Source organism: Nostoc sp. (genome assembly GCF_036917435.1).
In the GTDB taxonomy this organism is placed as follows: Bacteria; Cyanobacteriota; Cyanobacteriia; order Cyanobacteriales; family Nostocaceae; genus Nostoc.
The window spans coordinates 141,709-158,669 of sequence record NZ_JBALDM010000040.1; the positions used below are offsets into that span (position 1 = coordinate 141,709).

Annotated in this window: 19 protein-coding genes and 3 pseudogenes; 14 read left to right on the forward strand and 8 right to left on the reverse strand. The window is 41.2% G+C overall.

Annotated features, from left to right (window positions below):
- The first annotated feature begins 39 nt into the window (after nt 1-39).
- From V7K98_RS19730 to V7K98_RS19740, 3 genes are all read left to right on the forward strand, one after another.
- Nucleotides 40-1,146: a ligand-binding sensor domain-containing protein gene (locus V7K98_RS19730; RefSeq protein ID WP_335024812.1), complete on the forward strand. Its 1,107-nt coding sequence runs from the start codon at nt 40-42 to the stop codon at nt 1,144-1,146.
- 92 nt (nt 1,147-1,238) lie between these two features.
- On the forward strand, nt 1,239-2,009 hold the full coding sequence (gene panB, locus V7K98_RS19735; protein ID WP_335024814.1) for a 3-methyl-2-oxobutanoate hydroxymethyltransferase: 771 nt from the start codon (nt 1,239-1,241) through the stop codon (nt 2,007-2,009).
- Nucleotides 2,010-2,096: 87 nt separating this feature from the next.
- Nucleotides 2,097-4,151, forward strand: a complete 2,055-nt coding sequence (locus V7K98_RS19740) for a serine/threonine-protein kinase (protein WP_335024816.1) — start codon at nt 2,097-2,099, stop codon at nt 4,149-4,151.
- 208 nt (nt 4,152-4,359) lie between these two features.
- Here the strand turns inward: V7K98_RS19740 and V7K98_RS19745 are convergent, their stop codons facing one another.
- The 3 genes from V7K98_RS19745 to V7K98_RS19755 all read right to left on the reverse strand — a co-directional run bounded on the left by V7K98_RS19745 (nt 4,360) and on the right by V7K98_RS19755 (nt 5,360).
- A complete protein-coding gene (locus V7K98_RS19745; RefSeq protein WP_335024818.1) occupies nt 4,360-4,668 on the reverse strand; it encodes a type II toxin-antitoxin system RelE/ParE family toxin in 309 nt (102 codons plus the stop codon).
- Complete coding sequence (locus V7K98_RS19750) at nt 4,665-4,937, reverse strand: ribbon-helix-helix domain-containing protein (RefSeq protein WP_335024820.1); 273 nt, start codon at nt 4,935-4,937, stop codon at nt 4,665-4,667. Before V7K98_RS19750 ends, V7K98_RS19745 begins: the two co-directional genes overlap by 4 nt.
- A gap of 108 nt (nt 4,938-5,045) precedes the next feature.
- Nucleotides 5,046-5,360, reverse strand: a complete 315-nt coding sequence (locus V7K98_RS19755; RefSeq protein WP_335024822.1) for a type II toxin-antitoxin system RelE/ParE family toxin — start codon at nt 5,358-5,360, stop codon at nt 5,046-5,048.
- Between V7K98_RS19755 and V7K98_RS19760 the strand changes: the two genes are divergently transcribed.
- The 9 genes and pseudogenes from V7K98_RS19760 to trmFO all read left to right on the forward strand — a co-directional run bounded on the left by V7K98_RS19760 (nt 5,346) and on the right by trmFO (nt 10,466).
- Nucleotides 5,346-5,642, forward strand: coding sequence for a hypothetical protein (locus V7K98_RS19760; RefSeq protein ID WP_335024824.1), 297 nt, complete (start codon nt 5,346-5,348; stop codon nt 5,640-5,642). The two genes, V7K98_RS19755 and V7K98_RS19760, sit on opposite strands and share 15 nt — an antisense overlap.
- Nucleotides 5,545-5,949: pseudogene (locus V7K98_RS19765) on the forward strand (3-methyl-2-oxobutanoate hydroxymethyltransferase); the annotation flags it as partial. The gene V7K98_RS19760 and the pseudogene V7K98_RS19765, both read left to right, overlap by 98 nt.
- A 22-nt stretch (nt 5,950-5,971) precedes the next feature.
- A pseudogene (locus V7K98_RS19770) lies at nt 5,972-6,208 on the forward strand (4-Cys prefix domain-containing protein); the annotation flags it as partial.
- 147 nt (nt 6,209-6,355) lie between these two features.
- A complete protein-coding gene (locus V7K98_RS19775; protein ID WP_335024826.1) occupies nt 6,356-6,634 on the forward strand; it encodes a prevent-host-death protein in 279 nt (92 codons plus the stop codon).
- 1 nt (nt 6,635) lies between these two features.
- Complete coding sequence (locus V7K98_RS19780) at nt 6,636-7,031, forward strand: type II toxin-antitoxin system VapC family toxin (RefSeq protein WP_335024827.1); 396 nt, start codon at nt 6,636-6,638, stop codon at nt 7,029-7,031.
- A 95-nt stretch (nt 7,032-7,126) separates the two neighbouring features.
- Nucleotides 7,127-7,975 carry an Rpn family recombination-promoting nuclease/putative transposase gene (locus tag V7K98_RS19785; protein WP_335024829.1) on the forward strand — a complete coding sequence of 283 codons (849 nt, stop codon included), beginning with the start codon at nt 7,127-7,129 and terminating at the stop codon, nt 7,973-7,975.
- A 6-nt stretch (nt 7,976-7,981) separates the two neighbouring features.
- A pseudogene (locus tag V7K98_RS19790) lies at nt 7,982-8,218 on the forward strand (Rpn family recombination-promoting nuclease/putative transposase); the annotation flags it as partial.
- Nucleotides 8,219-8,354: 136 nt separating this feature from the next.
- Entirely contained in the window at nt 8,355-9,050 is a 696-nt protein-coding gene (locus V7K98_RS19795) for a Uma2 family endonuclease (protein WP_335024831.1), read from the forward strand.
- Nucleotides 9,051-9,149: 99 nt separating this feature from the next.
- Nucleotides 9,150-10,466: an FADH(2)-oxidizing methylenetetrahydrofolate--tRNA-(uracil(54)-C(5))-methyltransferase TrmFO gene (gene trmFO / locus V7K98_RS19800; RefSeq protein ID WP_335024833.1), complete on the forward strand. Its 1,317-nt coding sequence runs from the start codon at nt 9,150-9,152 to the stop codon at nt 10,464-10,466.
- Nucleotides 10,467-10,529: 63 nt separating this feature from the next.
- Here the strand turns inward: trmFO and V7K98_RS19805 are convergent, their stop codons facing one another.
- Nucleotides 10,530-11,177 carry a ferritin-like domain-containing protein gene (locus V7K98_RS19805; RefSeq protein WP_335015441.1) on the reverse strand — a complete coding sequence of 216 codons (648 nt, stop codon included), beginning with the start codon at nt 11,175-11,177 and terminating at the stop codon, nt 10,530-10,532.
- Between the two features lie 841 nt (nt 11,178-12,018).
- Here V7K98_RS19805 and V7K98_RS19810 point away from each other — a divergent pair.
- Together V7K98_RS19810 and V7K98_RS19815 are read left to right on the forward strand one after the other, a co-directional pair.
- Entirely contained in the window at nt 12,019-12,420 is a 402-nt protein-coding gene (locus tag V7K98_RS19810; RefSeq protein ID WP_335024836.1) for a fasciclin domain-containing protein, read from the forward strand.
- 321 nt (nt 12,421-12,741) lie between these two features.
- Nucleotides 12,742-13,080 carry a hypothetical protein gene (locus V7K98_RS19815; protein ID WP_335024838.1) on the forward strand — a complete coding sequence of 113 codons (339 nt, stop codon included), beginning with the start codon at nt 12,742-12,744 and terminating at the stop codon, nt 13,078-13,080.
- 102 nt (nt 13,081-13,182) lie between these two features.
- Here the strand turns inward: V7K98_RS19815 and V7K98_RS19820 are convergent, their stop codons facing one another.
- The 4 genes from V7K98_RS19820 to V7K98_RS19835 form a co-directional block, all read right to left on the reverse strand.
- Complete coding sequence (locus V7K98_RS19820; protein WP_335024840.1) at nt 13,183-14,538, reverse strand: UDP-N-acetylmuramoyl-tripeptide--D-alanyl-D-alanine ligase; 1,356 nt, start codon at nt 14,536-14,538, stop codon at nt 13,183-13,185.
- Between the two features lie 187 nt (nt 14,539-14,725).
- Nucleotides 14,726-15,172, reverse strand: a complete 447-nt coding sequence (locus V7K98_RS19825; RefSeq protein ID WP_335024842.1) for a tellurite resistance TerB family protein — start codon at nt 15,170-15,172, stop codon at nt 14,726-14,728.
- Nucleotides 15,173-15,348: 176 nt separating this feature from the next.
- Nucleotides 15,349-15,486 (reverse strand): hypothetical protein, encoded by a 138-nt coding sequence (locus V7K98_RS19830; RefSeq protein WP_335024844.1) that lies wholly within the window; start codon nt 15,484-15,486, stop codon nt 15,349-15,351.
- A gap of 530 nt (nt 15,487-16,016) precedes the next feature.
- The gene (locus tag V7K98_RS19835; RefSeq protein ID WP_335024846.1) at nt 16,017-16,937 is read right to left on the reverse strand and encodes a histone deacetylase family protein; all 921 of its coding nucleotides are present in this window, start codon (nt 16,935-16,937) and stop codon (nt 16,017-16,019) included.
- Nucleotides 16,938-16,961 lie beyond the last annotated feature (24 nt).

Genomic DNA, 16,961 nt, shown 5'->3' on the forward strand with positions numbered 1-16,961 from the left:
AACACTGAAATTAACCCAAAGCCACATTAGGTAACGGCTATGGGTGCTGTCTCCAAAGGAAATATCACCGTGGTATTGTTTTGCAAGCGTACTAGTTTATTGATTAGTTCTATCTTACTGGGGTTGATAGCTGTGCCAAATATGGTGTGGGCACAAAAAACCCCTGACATTAAATCATCTGATTTAACCCCCGCTTACCCAGCTTCGGCACCACCGAAGCGAGTAGAACAATTACCCGATGAGCGGAGTGTGCAAGAAAATTCACCAGAAACTGATTATCGTGTCGGTAATTTACTGGCAGATGTTACAGGCAATCTTTGGGTAGGTTCTTGGCGGGGATTATCGCGGATTGATCCTAAAACTGGCAAGATTATTTCTCGCGTTAGCTTACCGAATGTTGCTATTGGTGCTTTAGCCCAAGACAAAGTAGGACGTTTGTGGGTGGGAAGTTATGAGGGATTGTTTCGAGTTGACCCCCGCACTAGCGAAATTACGGCGCAGAATTTATTTTTGCCTTCTAAACGGGTTTTGTCACTGTTACTTGACAAGCGGGGTTATTTGTGGACTGGAACCGATAGCGGTTTAGCTTTAATTAGTCCCGACCAAGGTTTGATTATGACAACAGTAAAAAATCTGCCTGGTGTCAGTGCCAACACTCTAACTTTAGATGCTGAAGGTCAACTGTGGGTTGGAACTCTTGATGGATTGGTGCGGGTAAATACTGCTAGTGCTGGGATTATGAAGCGGATTGCCGATTTGCCAGGAACGACTGTCCAAGCTTTAGCTATCAGTCCAGAAGGGTTAATTTGGGCGGGAATGCCGAATAATTTGCTAGTTATTAACCCAAAAACTGGTGCAGTGTTAAGGTCTGTGACTCGTTTACGTGGGCGTGATGTGAAGGTGGTGCGTTTTGCTAAAGATGGTAGTGTCTGGGTTGGAACTAGCAATGGTTTGTTACGATTAAATCCAAATACGGGCGCTGTGTTAGATGCAGAAGTTGCTGGACTTCCTTCTAGTCGGGTTCTTACCCTTGCACCTGATATCGCCAATAAATTATGGATCGGCACCAGTGAAGGTCTAGCTTGGTTAATGCCCAAAACGGACAGTGCAAAAACCCATATTGCTTTCAGTCGCGCCGTTAAATGAGGGAATGGGGAGTGGGGAGTGGGGAGTGGTGAAATTCCCTACTCTTTACTCCTACCCCCCTACTCCCTACTCCCTACTCCCCACTTAGAAAAATGGCAATTACTACCCAGCAATTAATTCAATGGAAACAACAGGGACGTTCAATTGTGGCATTGACCGCCTGGGATTATGCGATCGCTCAACTCATCGATGCAGCTGGTGTAGACTTAATCCTTGTGGGTGACTCTATGGCAGTAGTTCTAGGGTATGAAACAACACTGCCGATAACTTTGGATGAGATGATCTACCACGCCAAATCTGTGCGTCGTGGGGTTAAACGGGCATTGGTAGTTGTAGATTTACCATTTTTGACGTATCAAGAAAGTCTCCAACAAGCAATGCACTCAGCTGGGCGAGTACTCAAAGAAACGGGCGCTCAAGCGGTAAAATTGGAGGGTGGTTATCCAGCGATCGCAGAAACGATTGCCCGTTTGGTAGAAGCTGGAATCCCGGTAATGGGTCATGTAGGTTTGACACCGCAATCTGTACATCAACTCGGTTTGCGACAACAAGGCAAAACCCAAGAAGCGGGTGAGAGAATTTTACAAGAAGCGATCGCTCTCGAACAAGCAGGTGTATTTTCTTTAGTTTTAGAGCATATCCCCGCAGATTTGGCAATGCAGATTACACAAAAACTTACAATTCCGACAATTGGTATCGGTGCGGGAACTCACTGTGATGGACAAGTTTTAGTAACCTCTGATGTCCTCGGACTGGCAGAAAAGCATCCACCATTCGCCAAAGTTTACACAAATTTGCGGGAGACTATTACCAAAGCCGTGCAAGATTATGCCGTGGAAGTGCGAGAAAGGAAGTTTCCATAACTGAATTTATCTAATCTTTTGCAATTTATCCAAGGAATAACTTATAGCTAAGGGATAATAATTACATTTGCTTATAGATGCACAGTTATGATCTGCTGCCTAAATCCAGCTTGCCACAATCCGCCCGATCCAGATCGCACAATGTTTTGCTCTAACTGCGGCACAGGATTAGTGGTGTTGAGAAACCGCTATCGCCCGATTAAATCATTAGGTGGTGGGGGATTTGGTAAAACCTATTTAGCAGAAGATTTAGACAAGCTGAATGAATATTGTGTTATCAAGCAATTTGCGCCGCGAGTACAGGGAACTGCGGCTATAAACAAAGCCACAGAACTATTTGAGCAAGAAGCAAGGCGACTGCAACAACTAGGAGAACATCCGCAGATTCCCACGCTGTTGGCGTACTTTGAAGAAGAAAATAATCTGTATTTAGTGCAGCAGTTTATCGACGGGCAGAATTTATTAGCTGAATTAAAACAACAGGGAACTTTCAACGAAGAAAAAATCTGGGAAGTTTTGCTTGATTTATTAAATATCCTGAAAACGGTTCATCAGCACAAAGTTATTCACCGCGATATCAAACCAGAAAATATCATTCGTCGCAGCACTGACGGCAAGTTAGTCTTGATAGATTTTGGGATTTCCAAGCAACTCACCATGACAGTTATCACTAACCCAGGAACAACAATTGGTTCCCAAGGTTATGCGCCATTAGAACAAATGCAGGATGGTAAAGCTTATCCAGCGAGTGATTTATATAGTGTTGGTGCAACTTGCTTTCACTTACTGAGTGGAATTCACCCTTGGATAATGTCGGAACAACAAGGTTATGGGTGGGTTTCTTCTTGGCGAGAGCATTTGCAACAACCACAAAGCCAGGAATTAGCGCAGCTTCTTGATAAGTTACTGCAAAAAGATTATCAGCAACGTTACCAATCTGCTGAGGAAGTTTTACAGGATTTTAGTTCACCGTCACCATCACTTTCACGAGTACACCCAACTCAGGCAGTAGTTATAACTCAATCATCATCATCATTCCCTGCTACATTGCTTCATCAGCCTCAAACTGGAACATCGCCAGCACCAGTAAAGCCAAAAGTAGCGCTACAAAAGGCATTTAGACAAAATACTAATTGGAGAAAAAGATTCTTGGTGGGTGCTGCTATTACAATAGTTGCAACTCAAATATATGGTCATGTTCGCTATGGCTTATTTCCAACTAATCCGATATCTGTAATTGCGAGCATACCAAGCGGAGTTTTATTGCAAAGAACTATCACCCGACGTAATGTTTTTTCCACTGCTATCAGTCCAGATGGGAAAACCTTGGCTGCTAGCACTCTTGATGGCACCATAGAATTATGGAATTTAGCAACAGCAGAGAAAATACGCACCATCGCTGGGGATACTGAACAGGTTTATTCTATTGCCTTTAGTAAAGATGGTAAGGTTCTTGCCAGTAGTCATAATGATGACATCATAAAATTATGGAATCCCACAACAGGAGAGCAAATTCGTACTTTCACGCAATCTGGACGTTTGGGGTTGATCGCTATCAGCCCAGATAGAACAATTCTTGCTAGTGATATTAGTAATGGTCGTATTAATAATATCAAGTTGTGGAATTTGGTAACAGGAGAACAAATTAATACTCTTATAGGGCCTTCCCGCTCATTTACTCTTTCTATCGCTATTAGCCCGGATGGTAAAATTATTGCTAGTGGTGTTACTGATGGCTCCATCAAGTTGTGGAATCTAGCAACAGGAGAGCTAATTCGCACTATTGCAGGGCATTCTGACCAAGTTAAGTCCATTGCCATCAGCCCAGATAGCAAAATCCTAGCTAGTGGTAGTTTTGATAACACCATCAAATTGTGGAACCTTGAAACAGGAGGACAAATTCGTAATCTGATAGGACACTCTAACAAGGTTATGTCTGTCGTCTTTAGTCCCGATGGCGAAACTATTGCCAGTGGTGCTTTAGATGGCACAATCAAACTGTGGAGTCGGGCAACAGGAGAACAAATGTTTACTCTTGCTGGGGATCATCTTGTGGTTTTGGGGGTTGCTTTTAGCCCAGATGGTAAAACCCTTGTTAGTCATGGTGATGAAACCAATATCAAAATTTGGCGGCTAAAGTAGTGAGTGCTGCGATCGCAGTTTTGATTATTTAGCTAGACACAGATACAACTACAGCGAAATAATAGCCTCATTAGCACGTTTACCGGAGATGCAAGGGGAGCGATCGCACTACAGCGAAATTATAGTTTCATTGGTGCGATACTCTGGGGTAGTGTTATGCGATATTCCTACGGAACGCTGCGCGATCGCAATAATTACCAAACAAGAATCAAGATTCGGAATCACTAAATAATGCAGTTAAATCTCGATAACCGCTAATAACTCGAAAAATTTCAACATCTTGCCCTATGGGCATATAAAGTATTAAATAACTATTTACAGACAGACTACGGATACCAGGTAATATTTCATCCCGTTGTCGTCCAAGGTTAGGAAACTGCGCGATTTTGACAAATTTTGCATCGAGTTTGCTCAAAAAAAGCTCCGATTCCCGTAAACCAGATTGTTTGGCAATGTAATCTGCAATCTCTTCAATGTCTTTAATAGCAGGTTCGGTAAGGCGAAATTCTCGATTCATACTTCGTCAGATGCACCGTATCGCTGACGCAAATTAGCACGAATTTGGTTCATTGCAGTCAATCCATCAACAACCTTACCCTGCTGCGATGCTTCCAATCCAATCAGCGCTTCCTGTTGCAGTTCCGACAATCTTCCTTGGTAAATGTCTTCTTGCTGCTCCAAAAGTCTTATTCCCGCAACAATAACTTCGATCGCGTTTTGATATTTACCACTATTCAGTTGTCGTTGTAGCAGTGCTTCAACTTCTGGTGGCAAAGAGACTTGCATACAATTTCCTCAAAGTAGGAGCTATTTTAATTGTAAGCGATGAGCCTAATGTAACCAGCAGCACGTTCTGGGTTTTTCAAAGATTCAATTAAATATTCTCGATAATGCCTACTTCTTTGGGTTTTGACTTCGCTCATAATCTCTCCAATATTCCTTTGCTTTCTCAATATCTTCGTCTTGAGTGTTTTTTATACCACCACACAAAAGGAGTATAATTAAGTTTCCATCTTGTCCAAAATATACGCGATAACCTTGTCCGTATTGAATTCTTAGCTCAAAAACACCCTCACCAACTGATTTATAATCTCCTAAATTCTCGGACTGTACTCTTGTAAGTCTTTTCTCTATTTTATCTATTGCCCTATTATCTCGTAAAGAATCAAGCCAGTTAGCAAAAGGTTCTTTTCCTTGTTCGAACCTCAATTAATCTTCAAGCAGGACAAATTAGTTGCTGCGATCGTAGAACCTAAACTTTTTCAAGCCTTCCTTGCTTGGCATCAGCAACAAAAAGTCTCTTCCTTCGCAGACGCTTTTGCAGAATTACGTCAAATCTGTGCTGAAGAAAATTATATTTTAGAAACTCCTGCACGATGTAGCGATCGCCCAAACTGTGGCTCGTTTAGTAGAAGCCGGAATTCCAGTTATGGATCATGTGGGTTTGACACCACAATCAATACATCAACTGGGTTTGCGACAACAAGGTAAGACGCAAGAAGCGAGTGGGAGGATTTTACTTGAAGCGATCGCTCTTGAACAAGCTGGTGTATTTTCTCTAGTTTTAGAGCATATCCCCGCAGATTTGGCAATGCAGATTACACAAAAATTGAGTATTCCGACAATTGGTATCGGTGCAGGAACTCACTGCGATGGACAGGTTTTAGTTACCTCAGATGTAATCGGACTTGCCGAGAAGCATCCACCATTTGCCAAGGTTTATACCAACTTGCGAGAGACGATTACCAAGGCTGTGCAAGATTATGCTGTAGAAGTCAGAGAAAGGAAGTTTCCATAACTGAATTTATAGATGCACAGTTATGATCTGCTGCCTCAATCCAGCTTGCCACAATCCGCCCAATCCCCATCGCACAATATTTTGCTCCAACTGCGGTGTAGGATTGGTGGTGCTGAGAAACCACTATCGCCCAATTAAATCATTAGGTAGTGGGGGATTTGGCAAAACCTATTTGGCAGAAGATGTAGACAAACTAAATGAGCATTGTGTAATCAAGCAATTTGCACCGCAAGTACAGGGAACTGGCGCACTTAATAAACCTTATTAGTGGTAGTCGAGACAAGACTATCAAAATTTGGCGGCTAAAGTAGTGAGTGCTGAGTTAGCAGTTTTGAATATTTAGCTAGATACAGAAAAATTAACCTAAACTAAAATCAAAATGGCTTACTACTAAATCTGAAAACAAATGAACTGGAAACTTGACGAAGCACAACAAAAACTGCCAGAGGTGATTGATGCTATTGCATCAGAACCTCAATTAATCTTCAAGCAGGACAAATTAGTTGCTGCGATTGTAGAACCTAAACTTTTTCAAGATTTCCTTGCTTGGCATCAGCAACAAAAAGTCTCTTCTCTCGCAGATACTTTTGCAGAACTACGTCAACTCTGTGCTGAAGAAAATTATATTTTAGAAACTCCTGCACGATATAGCGATGATCGCCATATCCCATTTGCTGAAGAATAGTATGAGCTTTCTTTGCGATACTAACATTATCAGTGAGTTAGCTCGTCCACTACCCAATCCTGGAGTCATTGCCTGGAGTAAAAGCATCTCATCAATTTTTCTCAGTGCTATTACATTGGAAGAAATTTACTATGGTTTATCAGCAAAACCCAACCACAGGATTAAAACTTGGCTTGATAATTTTTTGGTAACTTATTGTCAGGTAATCTCTGTCAGCCCAGAAATTGCTAAACGTGCGGGTGAATTAAGAGGATACTTACAAACCCAAGGAAAACCTCGCACTCAGGCGGACATAATTATTGCCGCAACCGCCGAAATTCACCAAATTACATTAGTAACAAGAAATACAAAGGACTTCGAGGGATGTGCTATTGCCATACTTAATCCATTCACTTGAGTTTTGAACATTTTTCCACCTGGGATAATTTATGCAATCAGAGAGCAGCGCATTATAAAATTGCTAAAGTTAAAAACTGTGCTACAACATCCAGAGTGAAAACTGACAGTATATTTTATCGCCTATTTCAAGAATTTCCCAGTATCTTCTTTGAACTAATTGGCAATCCTCCTGAAACTGCAAATACCTATCAATTCTCTTCAGTTGAAATCAAACAAACTGCCTTTAGAATAGATGGTGTATTTCTTCCCACTCAAAACGAAGCAAATCCGATTTATTTCGTTGAAGTCCAATTTCAACCAGACTCAGATATTTATTTGCGCCTAGTTTCAGAAACATTTCTCTATTTGCGCCAAAATAAATCTAAAAATTCTTGGCGAGGAGTGGTGATTTATCCCAGAAGGAATATAGATACTGGTGAACGACAAGATTGCCACGAATTCTTCAATAGCGATCGCATTAGTATAATTTACTTAGATGAACTAGGCGAAGCTGCATCACTACCAATAGGTATTGCTACCTTAAAATTAGTAATTGAAAATGAAGATACAACTATTACCACTGCCAGAGAACTAATTAACCGTACAAAACAAGCGGTAAATTTGCAACTGCCACAAAAACAATTACTAGAATTAATAGAGACGATTCTGGTTTATAAATTGCCTAACATAAGTCGAGAGGAGATAGAGGCGATGTTTGGATTAAGTGAGTTAAAGCAAACACGGGTTTATCAAGAAGCTAAACAAGAAGGCAAAGAAGAAGGTAAACAAGAAGGCAAAGAAGAAGGTAAACAAGAAGGTAAACAAGAAGGTCGTTTTGAGGCAAAGTTAGAAGCTGTACCTAAACTGCTAGCACTAGGTTTAAGTGTGGAACAGATCGCACAGGCGTTAGATTTGGATATTGCACAAGTTCAGCAAGCAGTACAGCAAACGCCTTTAAATTAATAGTGTCGAGAGGAGATAGAGGCGATGTTTGGATTAAGTGAGTTAAAGCAAACACGGGTTTATCAAGAAGCTAAACAAGAAGGTAAACAAGAAGGTAAACAAGAAGGTCGTTTTGAGGCAAAGTTAGAAGCTGTACCTAAACTGCTAGCACTGGGTTTAAGTGTAGAACAGATAGCACAGGTGTTAGATTTGGATATCGCGCAAGTCCAACAAGCATTACAGCAAACGCCTCTAAATGAATAAGTTCAGAAGCAATGTTTGGGAACAAGCCGCTTCTCTAGTAGACGCTGCGCTAATGCGTCTACGCATCTTATGATTAACGCGATCGCTATCTAAATTATAAATATCAGCTAAAAACCCCATACTTGGAGGTGCAGCAATGGTACAACAAGTCACACCAGAAACCACAATCGAAGTCATCTACCCAGAAAGCGACGGGCAACCAATGGCGGATAATACAGAACAATTTGCATGGATTGTCAAAATTAAAGAAAATTTAGAAATCTTATTTGTATCGTCGGCTGATGTATTTATCGCCGGAGATTTGTTTTGGTATCCAGTTCAAGGAAGCCCTAATATTAAACAAGCACCTGATACGCTGGTAGTTTTTGGCAGATCAAAAGGAAAACGGGGTTCCTATTTACAGTGGAATGAAGAGAATATACCGCCACAGGTAGTATTTGAAATTCTCTCACCAGGTAACACCCTCAAAGAAATGACTAAAAAATTGCAGTTTTATCAGCGTTATGGTGTGGAAGAATATTATATTTACGATCCTGATAAGAACGATTTAAATGGCTTGCTTCGTTCTGGGGATAGTTTTGAAGTCATTGAAGAGATGAATGGCTGGGTAAGTCCGCGTTTGGGAATCCGTTTTCAACCAACATCAGATACCCTGGAAATTTTTTCTCCTTCTGGGCAAAAGTTTTTGAGTCCTGTAGAAATTGACCAGTTACGGGAACAAGAACGTCAAGCAAAGGAAGCAGCTTTACAAGAATTAGAAAAAGAGCGCGATCGCTATCAAGAATTGCTAGCTAAACTCCAAGAAAAAGGAATTGACACAGATAATTTGTAATTCCTGCTGTTGTATTTACAGAAGTAGTCATGAGTTAGCCTTTTTTTATTTAATTTTACTTCTGTGATACTTATTGATATAGAAACTAAAAATTTAACTATGGAACAACAACCGATACAAGTAATTGGAGGTGGACTAGCTGGAACTGAGGCAGCTTGGCAAATAGCCCAAGCTGGAGTACCGGTAATTCTCCATGAAATGCGTCCAAAACGCTTTAGCCCTGCTCATCATACAGAACATTTAGCAGAATTAGTGTGTAGTAATTCCTTTGGGGCAATGGCAAGCGATCGCGCCGCAGGATTATTACACGAAGAATTACGTCAACTTGGTTCTATCGTCATTTCCAAAGCTGATGAACACGCCGTACCTGCTGGTGGGGCGCTAGCCGTCGATAGAGGGCAATTTGGCCAAGACTTGACTGAAACTTTAGCCAGCCATCCTTTAATTGAATTTCGCCGGGGTGAAGTATCTGCGATTCCTGAAGGAATTGTGGTTTTGGCAACTGGCCCTTTAACCAGTCCCGATTTAGCCGAGGATTTGCAACGCTTTACTGGGATGGAATACCTCAGCTTTTTTGATGCTGCTAGTCCGATAATTGTGGGAGAATCGATTAACCGTGACGTTGCTTTTATGGCATCACGTTATGACAAAGGTGAAGCCGCTTATCTAAACTGCCCAATGAATAAAGAGCAGTATTTGCACTTTAGAGAAGAACTTTGTAAGGCTGAACAAACAGAACTCAAAGGTTTTGAACGGGAAACAGCGAAATTTTTTGAAGCCTGTTTACCCATTGAAGAATTAGCACAACGTGGCGAAGATACCATGCGCTACGGCCCCCTAAAACCAGTGGGATTATCAGATACTCGCACAGGGGAACGTCCTTATGCTGTGGTGCAGTTGCGACAAGAAGACAAAGCCGGTCAACTGTGGAATATGGTAGGATTCCAAACTAATCTGCGTTGGGGTGAGCAAAAACGCATATTTCAGCTAATTCCCAGTTTGGAAAAGGCAGAGTTTGTCCGGTTGGGAGTGATGCACCGCAACACTTTTCTTAATGCACCTCAGTTAATGCATCCAACTCTGCAATTTAAAGAACGTCCAACTTTGTTAGCTGCGGGACAGTTGATTGGTACTGAAGGCTACACTGCTGCGGCTGCGGGTGGCTGCTTGGCGGGAATTAATGCAGCGCGGCTAGCTTTGGGTAAAGAAACTTTGGTTTTACCAGCAACAACAATGATGGGTGCGTTATTGGAATTTATTAGTTCCGCTTCGCCGAAGCATTTCCAACCAATGCCGCCCAATTTTGGGATTTTTCCCGAATTGGGTACAAAAATCAAAAGTAAACAAGAGCGTTACGGACATTACCGCGATCGCTCTTTAACCGATTTAACAAACTGGAAAGCTAATCATAATTAATCGGCATTGGGCAAAATAGTTGGAGTCCTGAGTTCTGAATAAAGAAGTGAAATTCCCCACTCCCTATACTTTCAGAACCCAGGCTTCACGATTTTCAATGCTAAGAAAAGGCGCTGGTACAATTTCGAGATTTACTCCCAGAGATTTGAAAGTGGCACGAATAGCCGCAGCATGGGCAGTTTCAGTAGAACCGATACTCGCCCCGATAGTAATCAATTTTGGAGTTTTCAACTTAGCAATTTCTTGGCTATAGGCGATCGCGGCATCAGTCTCCAAAGCTAAAGCTAGCTTGGCAATATTCACATCGCTATCCAAGTTCCCCTCACCCTTTTTGATGTATGATGAAACATCATAGCTAGATTCTGTTTTTACTGGAGTTCCACCCAAACTGGTGATAGTAGCTGTTAAAGCATCCCGATGGTTTTTATGATCGGCTTGGTTGCGAAGCGCTAAAGCCAAAACAGCTTTACCAACTTCAGTATTAGTTAGTTTGCCAGCAGCAGCGCTATAAGCCCAAATCGCCTGGTGTTCGTAATAAAGAGCATTGTTCAGTATTTTCGCATCGTTTTTCTGATTATAAGTTGCCGGTCGAGCATCAGCTTCTTGGGCAATCATCGGCAAACCCAATGCAGTCGCTATACCACCGACTGCCCCACTCACTACTAGTGCACGGCGAGAGGATTTTTTGCTTAAAGGGCTTTGATAGTCCATGAGTTAGTGTCTCCTCAAAATATTACTGGTTGATGCGGATATGAAAATCAGAGAGTAGCCAGGGCTTAAATAACCCCGGCTGCAAGTACTGCCTTTGGATGAAAAGAATTTTTCCCAACAAATAGTTCTAGTAGTCTGTCAAGAAATAATTGACGAATAAATTTTCTCTAGAGACGGCGATTTATCGCGTCTCTCAAACCGTCAAAATGGATTTGACAAACCACTAACTAGATGTTCTACCTTCCAAGTCAATAACTGCTCATTTGTAACTTATTTTGGCAATGGTGTCATCAGTTACACTATGATAGGATAAATACTACTTTTTTGTTTTCTACGAAACGTACTGTAGTCAAGGATTTAGCAATATTATTCGCTTCACCTTGAAGAACAAGGAAAGGCAAATTTTTATTATTTATACTACCAAAATTTACTTAGTACTGCTGGTGAAGAGATAGAAAACAAGAAGCTCAGTTTCCTCGATAGAGGGCTAGCCAAGGCGTGTTTGTCAAACATCCTTACTTGACTTGCGAAGTGATGAATTTTATCGTAGACTACTTCGTGTAGTCAATTTTTATGCTGGGCGATAAGGCTTCATCTCGATAAAATAATCGAGCGTTGTTTGAATGAAGCGATCGCTAATAATCCCCTGCCACCACTTCATACATCAGGTGTTTAACCAAATAGGAATTTTTCTATAAACATCATAAGGTAATGCCTGACGGTGAAGTATGCGTCCACGTCAAGTTTATTAAACGGCTGATTTTAAATTTATTTTGTTTAATAAAACTTCAAATAGGTTTATCATCCTTTAAAATCTTTTGCATCAATGTAGGTAAAGTATATGGCTGATATTGTTGATATTGCAGTTACGGCTGAGTCTTTTAAAACACTAGTAGCGGCTGTACAAGCTGCTGGTTTAGTAGAAACATTAAAAAGTCCTGGCCCCTTCACTGTATTTGCACCAAATGACGATGCTTTTGCCAAGTTACCAGCCGGAACTATCCAAACTCTGTTACAGAATATTCCCCAGCTAACGCGGATTTTAAAGTATCATGTCGTTCCCGGAAAGCTTCTAAAGGCTGATTTAGCAGAACTCGGTACGGTTAATTCTGTGGAAGGTTCACCGATTAAAATTCATTCTTCAGATGGTTTTGAAGTTAAAAATGCCACAGTTTTAGCAGCAGATATCGAAGCCGATAATGGTGTGATACACGTTATCGATACGGTGATTTTACCAGGTTAATTCAGCTAGGGTGGGTGTTTTCCACCCTACTTATCCAAAATCTTTACAATTAACTAAGTATTGAGTAGTAAGTAAATGAGTCAAATTAAATATCAAACCTCACCCTGCCTCCGGCTTCCCTCTCCGATACTTTGGAGAGGGATTGAGGGTGAGGTTTGATCTTATATTTTAATTACGCCTACCTACTTATCAAAACGCAACTCAATATTTTAATTTATGTTATGTTTGCAATGTGAGTACTCACTCATCTGTTAATGTAAATTTAGTTATTTTAAAATAAATTAAGTTCCTAAAAAGCTAACATCTATCCCAAGAAAATTAATGCCCGATTTTAACACCTTAGTAGATTTCTCTCGTTGCAACTGCATAGGTATTTGTGCATTTCTCGTACCAGCGAACTTGATTGTCACAATTTTAACGATGAGCCTAGTAGCCTTACGTCGCCCATCGTATCAAGTGTGGCAATCTGCTGGAATTGCCAGCTTTTTCGCTTCTGTAATGATATTGCACGTATATACTTGGTTTATGATTGGTGTGGTGATGGCTCCTACTTACATCTTGCTGTGGCTAGCAATCACTTGTTTGGTGACTAACTTGGCAGCAATTCTTTATCAAATACGCTACAATAATAGCCCTAGTGGTCTTTCAAACCCATTTTAACGGTTTGAAAGACGCGATAAATCGCCATCTCTACAGAAGATTTATTCGTCAATTACTTTTTTACAGACTACTAGTCTTTCCAACAACGCCTGAAATCTAGACTTATCTAGGAAATTCTGCACGTAACTCATTGACAACTCGATCTAGTCCCACAGAATGGGCGGCTTTGAATAATAAACGATCGCCTGTTTGCACAAATATCTTCAACCTAGCCACTAACTCGGCATGAGTTGCAAAGCACTCCGATGGGATGCCTTCGGCACTAATAGCCATCGCTTCGGCATCCTCTCCATCTACCAAAACCAACAAACCGTCTAAATTTAACTTTCGCACTGTTTCTCCCACTCGCTGGTGCAACTGCTGCGATCGCTCTCCTAATTCTTTCATCGCACCCAAAACGGCAATCTTTCGCTTTCCGGGCGTATCTGCTAATAATTGCAACGCCGCCATCATAGCTTCTGGTGCAGCATTATAAGTCTCATCTAAAATTACCACATCGTTGGCCAAGTTAAATCGCTGCGATCGTCCTGTGGGCATATCCACCGCCACACCTGCTTTCAGGGTTGCCCAATCGATCCCCAACACCTTTGCCACCGCTAAAGCTGCTAAGAAATTAGTCGCATTGTGACGACCGGCTAGAGGTAGAGGTAGTTGGATTCCTGCGACTTCCACAGTTTCGTTATCAACTAACTGCCCTTGAATATCCCCACCAGAAAAGCCATAAGTTAAAACTTCTCCGTGCCAAACTTTCGCCGCCGTGGAAATTAATAAAGGATTGTCGTGATTGAGAATTGCCACACTATCAGCAGACATTTCGGCTAATAACTCACATTTTGCCTCAGCGATCGCTTCTTCGGAACCCAGTAATTCAATATGTGCTGTCCCCACATTGGTAATTACTCCAATTGTTGGACGCGCTATTTGGGTTAGTTCGGCAATTTGTCCCCTACCCCGCATCGCCATTTCAATCACGGCATAGTCATTTTCTGCACCAAGTTCTAAGAGAGTTTTTGGGACACCAATTTCGTTGTTGTAGTTTCCATAAGTTTTGTGAACTCGTCCCTTTGTTCCTAAAACTGCGGCGATCAATTCTTTGGTTGTAGTTTTACCAACGGAACCTGTTACACCAATTACAGGAATATTAAAGCGATCGCGCCACCATCTAGCAATTTGCTGATATGCCTTGAGGGTATCTTTTACCTGTAAAACCGGTAAACCAGGATTTTCGTATTCAAAATCTACAATTGCAGCGATTGCACCCTTTGCGATCGCAATTGGCACAAATTCATGTCCATCAAATTTATCGCCTCGCAAAGCTAAAAATACTTCACCCGGCTTTAGGCTACGGCTATCTGTTTGTATACCACTACTTACTTGTATTAAAGCAGTTTCAGATAAGTTTATCGGACTAGCCAAAAGAACTTCAACCAGTTGGGTTAGGGTAGCAGAACAATGCATAAGTAATTTACAATTTAAATTTCTGACATAAATACTATAAGTCTTAAATTTGCGACTTCTCGAAAAAGTTACCAACCAAAGCCTAGTTATAACAACACCAAAAATTGTGCCAAAGAAGCTTAACTCCTTTGGTATGATTTCTTTATAAGTTATTTGTATAGTTTAATTAAGCATATATTTGATCAGCCTATGCCTGATTTTTAATTAAGATTACTTGCACAATTTGCATTGCCTTCTCACTAGAAATGCCTAAAGCTTGATATAGATCGTTTAAGAAGTTTTTTTCTTCTTCAGTTGTGATACCTTCAGCTAAGACGAAATCAGTGGCTACTGCAAAGGCAGCTTCCCGCAAGTCTTGAGATAGAGAATCTTTTGCTGCATTAAATAAAGAATTAAAACCATCTCCCTGGAGAATGTCTAAGATTTTGTCAAACAGTCTATGAATCATCTCATAGGGATAACCTTGAAAAAGTTTCATCCCAGACAGCACAAGAGTGATAGAATTTTCTTGCTCAACAGAAAGATAACCGTCTGAGGCTGTTGCCATCAAAACAATGACAGCAAACGCTTCTGCTGGATTGAGTGCCGCTTGGGGTTGGTTTTCTGTGCCCAAAACAGTGTCGAGTAGACCCATTATAGTGACTCCTTGGTAGAGTCTCAATAGCGTTACTACTACCTGTGTGTTTGGTAAATTTACAGGTAAGACTGTAACGTTATGAGACTTTCATGCTTTAGTATTCCCAGGATTTCTCAACAGCGAACACCTGCACCCAATGGTTTTTGGCAAAAACTATAATGCCATTTGTAAACTCAGCGTTCTCCTGTCTTTTCTATTGTTTCAATTACCACCAAACCTATACCAGAAGCTGCTATTAGCAATACTACTGATATCAAATAGGCGTTGGTTAGCATCCGTAGGGCTTCATCGAAAAAAATGTAGGTGGTCATTGCTTCACCTTTTGAATTTTGTGCTGCTAGTGCTTTTTATTTCTCCACACCCAGATAGGCGAATTTCGCTGAGAAAGTACTAGCAATTGCATCTTAACAAAACTTTAGGTCTTTCAGAACCTCATTCAAAATTTTTATTTCTGAAGATTCGATAAACTTGACAAAAAATGTCATTGGGCATTTAGTAGAGTGGAAAGATTTATGCAACTTTCTCTCTACTCACGTGTTTAATAAATCTTTGCCTCTTCTATTTCTATTAACTTTTATCCAGTAATGATAAATATAGTCAAATATCTAAGATTAGCCCTTTCAAGGTAGGTAAAAATTTTAGTCGATAAATTCCTCTTTAAGCTCTTTACTCTGTGTCCTCTGTGCCTCTGCGGTTTAAAAGTAATTTATTGAACCACAGAGGCGCAGAGACCGCAGAGTTTTATGAGCCACCTTGAAAGGGCTAGTCCTAGTATCGATACAAGTCTAAAGAAAAAACAAGGGCATAAACAATGATTAAACCTGTTTTTGAGTTTCAATTGTTAAAGTAAACAGCGCTCAATGGTTGCTACAACTGATTGAGAAAGAGTGTCAAAATCGTAACCACCTTCTAAGCCAAAAAGAATTTTACGAGTTAGTCCTAAACAATAATCAGTAAATAAAGCGTAGTCTTCTGGCTGTAAATTGATACTTGCTAAAGGATCTGCGGCATTGCCATCATAACCAGCACTCACAATCAGTAAATCCGCCTGAAAGTTGGCTAAAAACGGTACTACCTGTTTTTCAAAAAGTGGCTGATATTCGGCAATATCGCTCCCAGGGCGTACTGGTAAATTTAAGACATTATTATGAAAGCCGCGTTCTGTTGCTTTCCCAGTACCGGGGTAGCATGGATATTGATGTAGGGAACAGTAGGCGATGCGTGCTTCACTTTCAACGATCGCTTGCGTACCATTACCGTGATGTACATCCCAATCGAGGATGGCGACACGATTAATTCCGGGTTGTTCGAGGGCAAAGAAAGCCGCGATCGCAGCATTAGAAAATAGGCAAAAGCCCATCCCCGCATCACTTTCTGCATGATGTCCTGGAGGACGTGCTAGTACAAAAGCTGGATTAGCCGACTCTAATACAGCCTCAACACCGTCCAACCATGCACTGACTGCTAGCAAAGCCACATCATAACTACGCGGGGAAACTGGCGTATCTCCATCCAAAGGGCCGCCGCCACTAGAAGCGATTTGCCAAATTTTTTTGATGTAAGCTGGGCTGTGGGCTTTAACCAACATAGACATCAGCGCTGGCTGTTCTGATGTTGGTGTGGGCGATCGCCAGTCAATTTTATCTGCAAATGTAGCTGCTTTTAGGGCAGTAGCGATCGCACTTAAACGTTCTGGTTTTTCGGGATGGTATTTTCCAGTCTTGTGATCTAAAAATTCGTCGGAATAGATGACTGGTAGCATAAAACGAAAAAGTTCGGCAGCAGG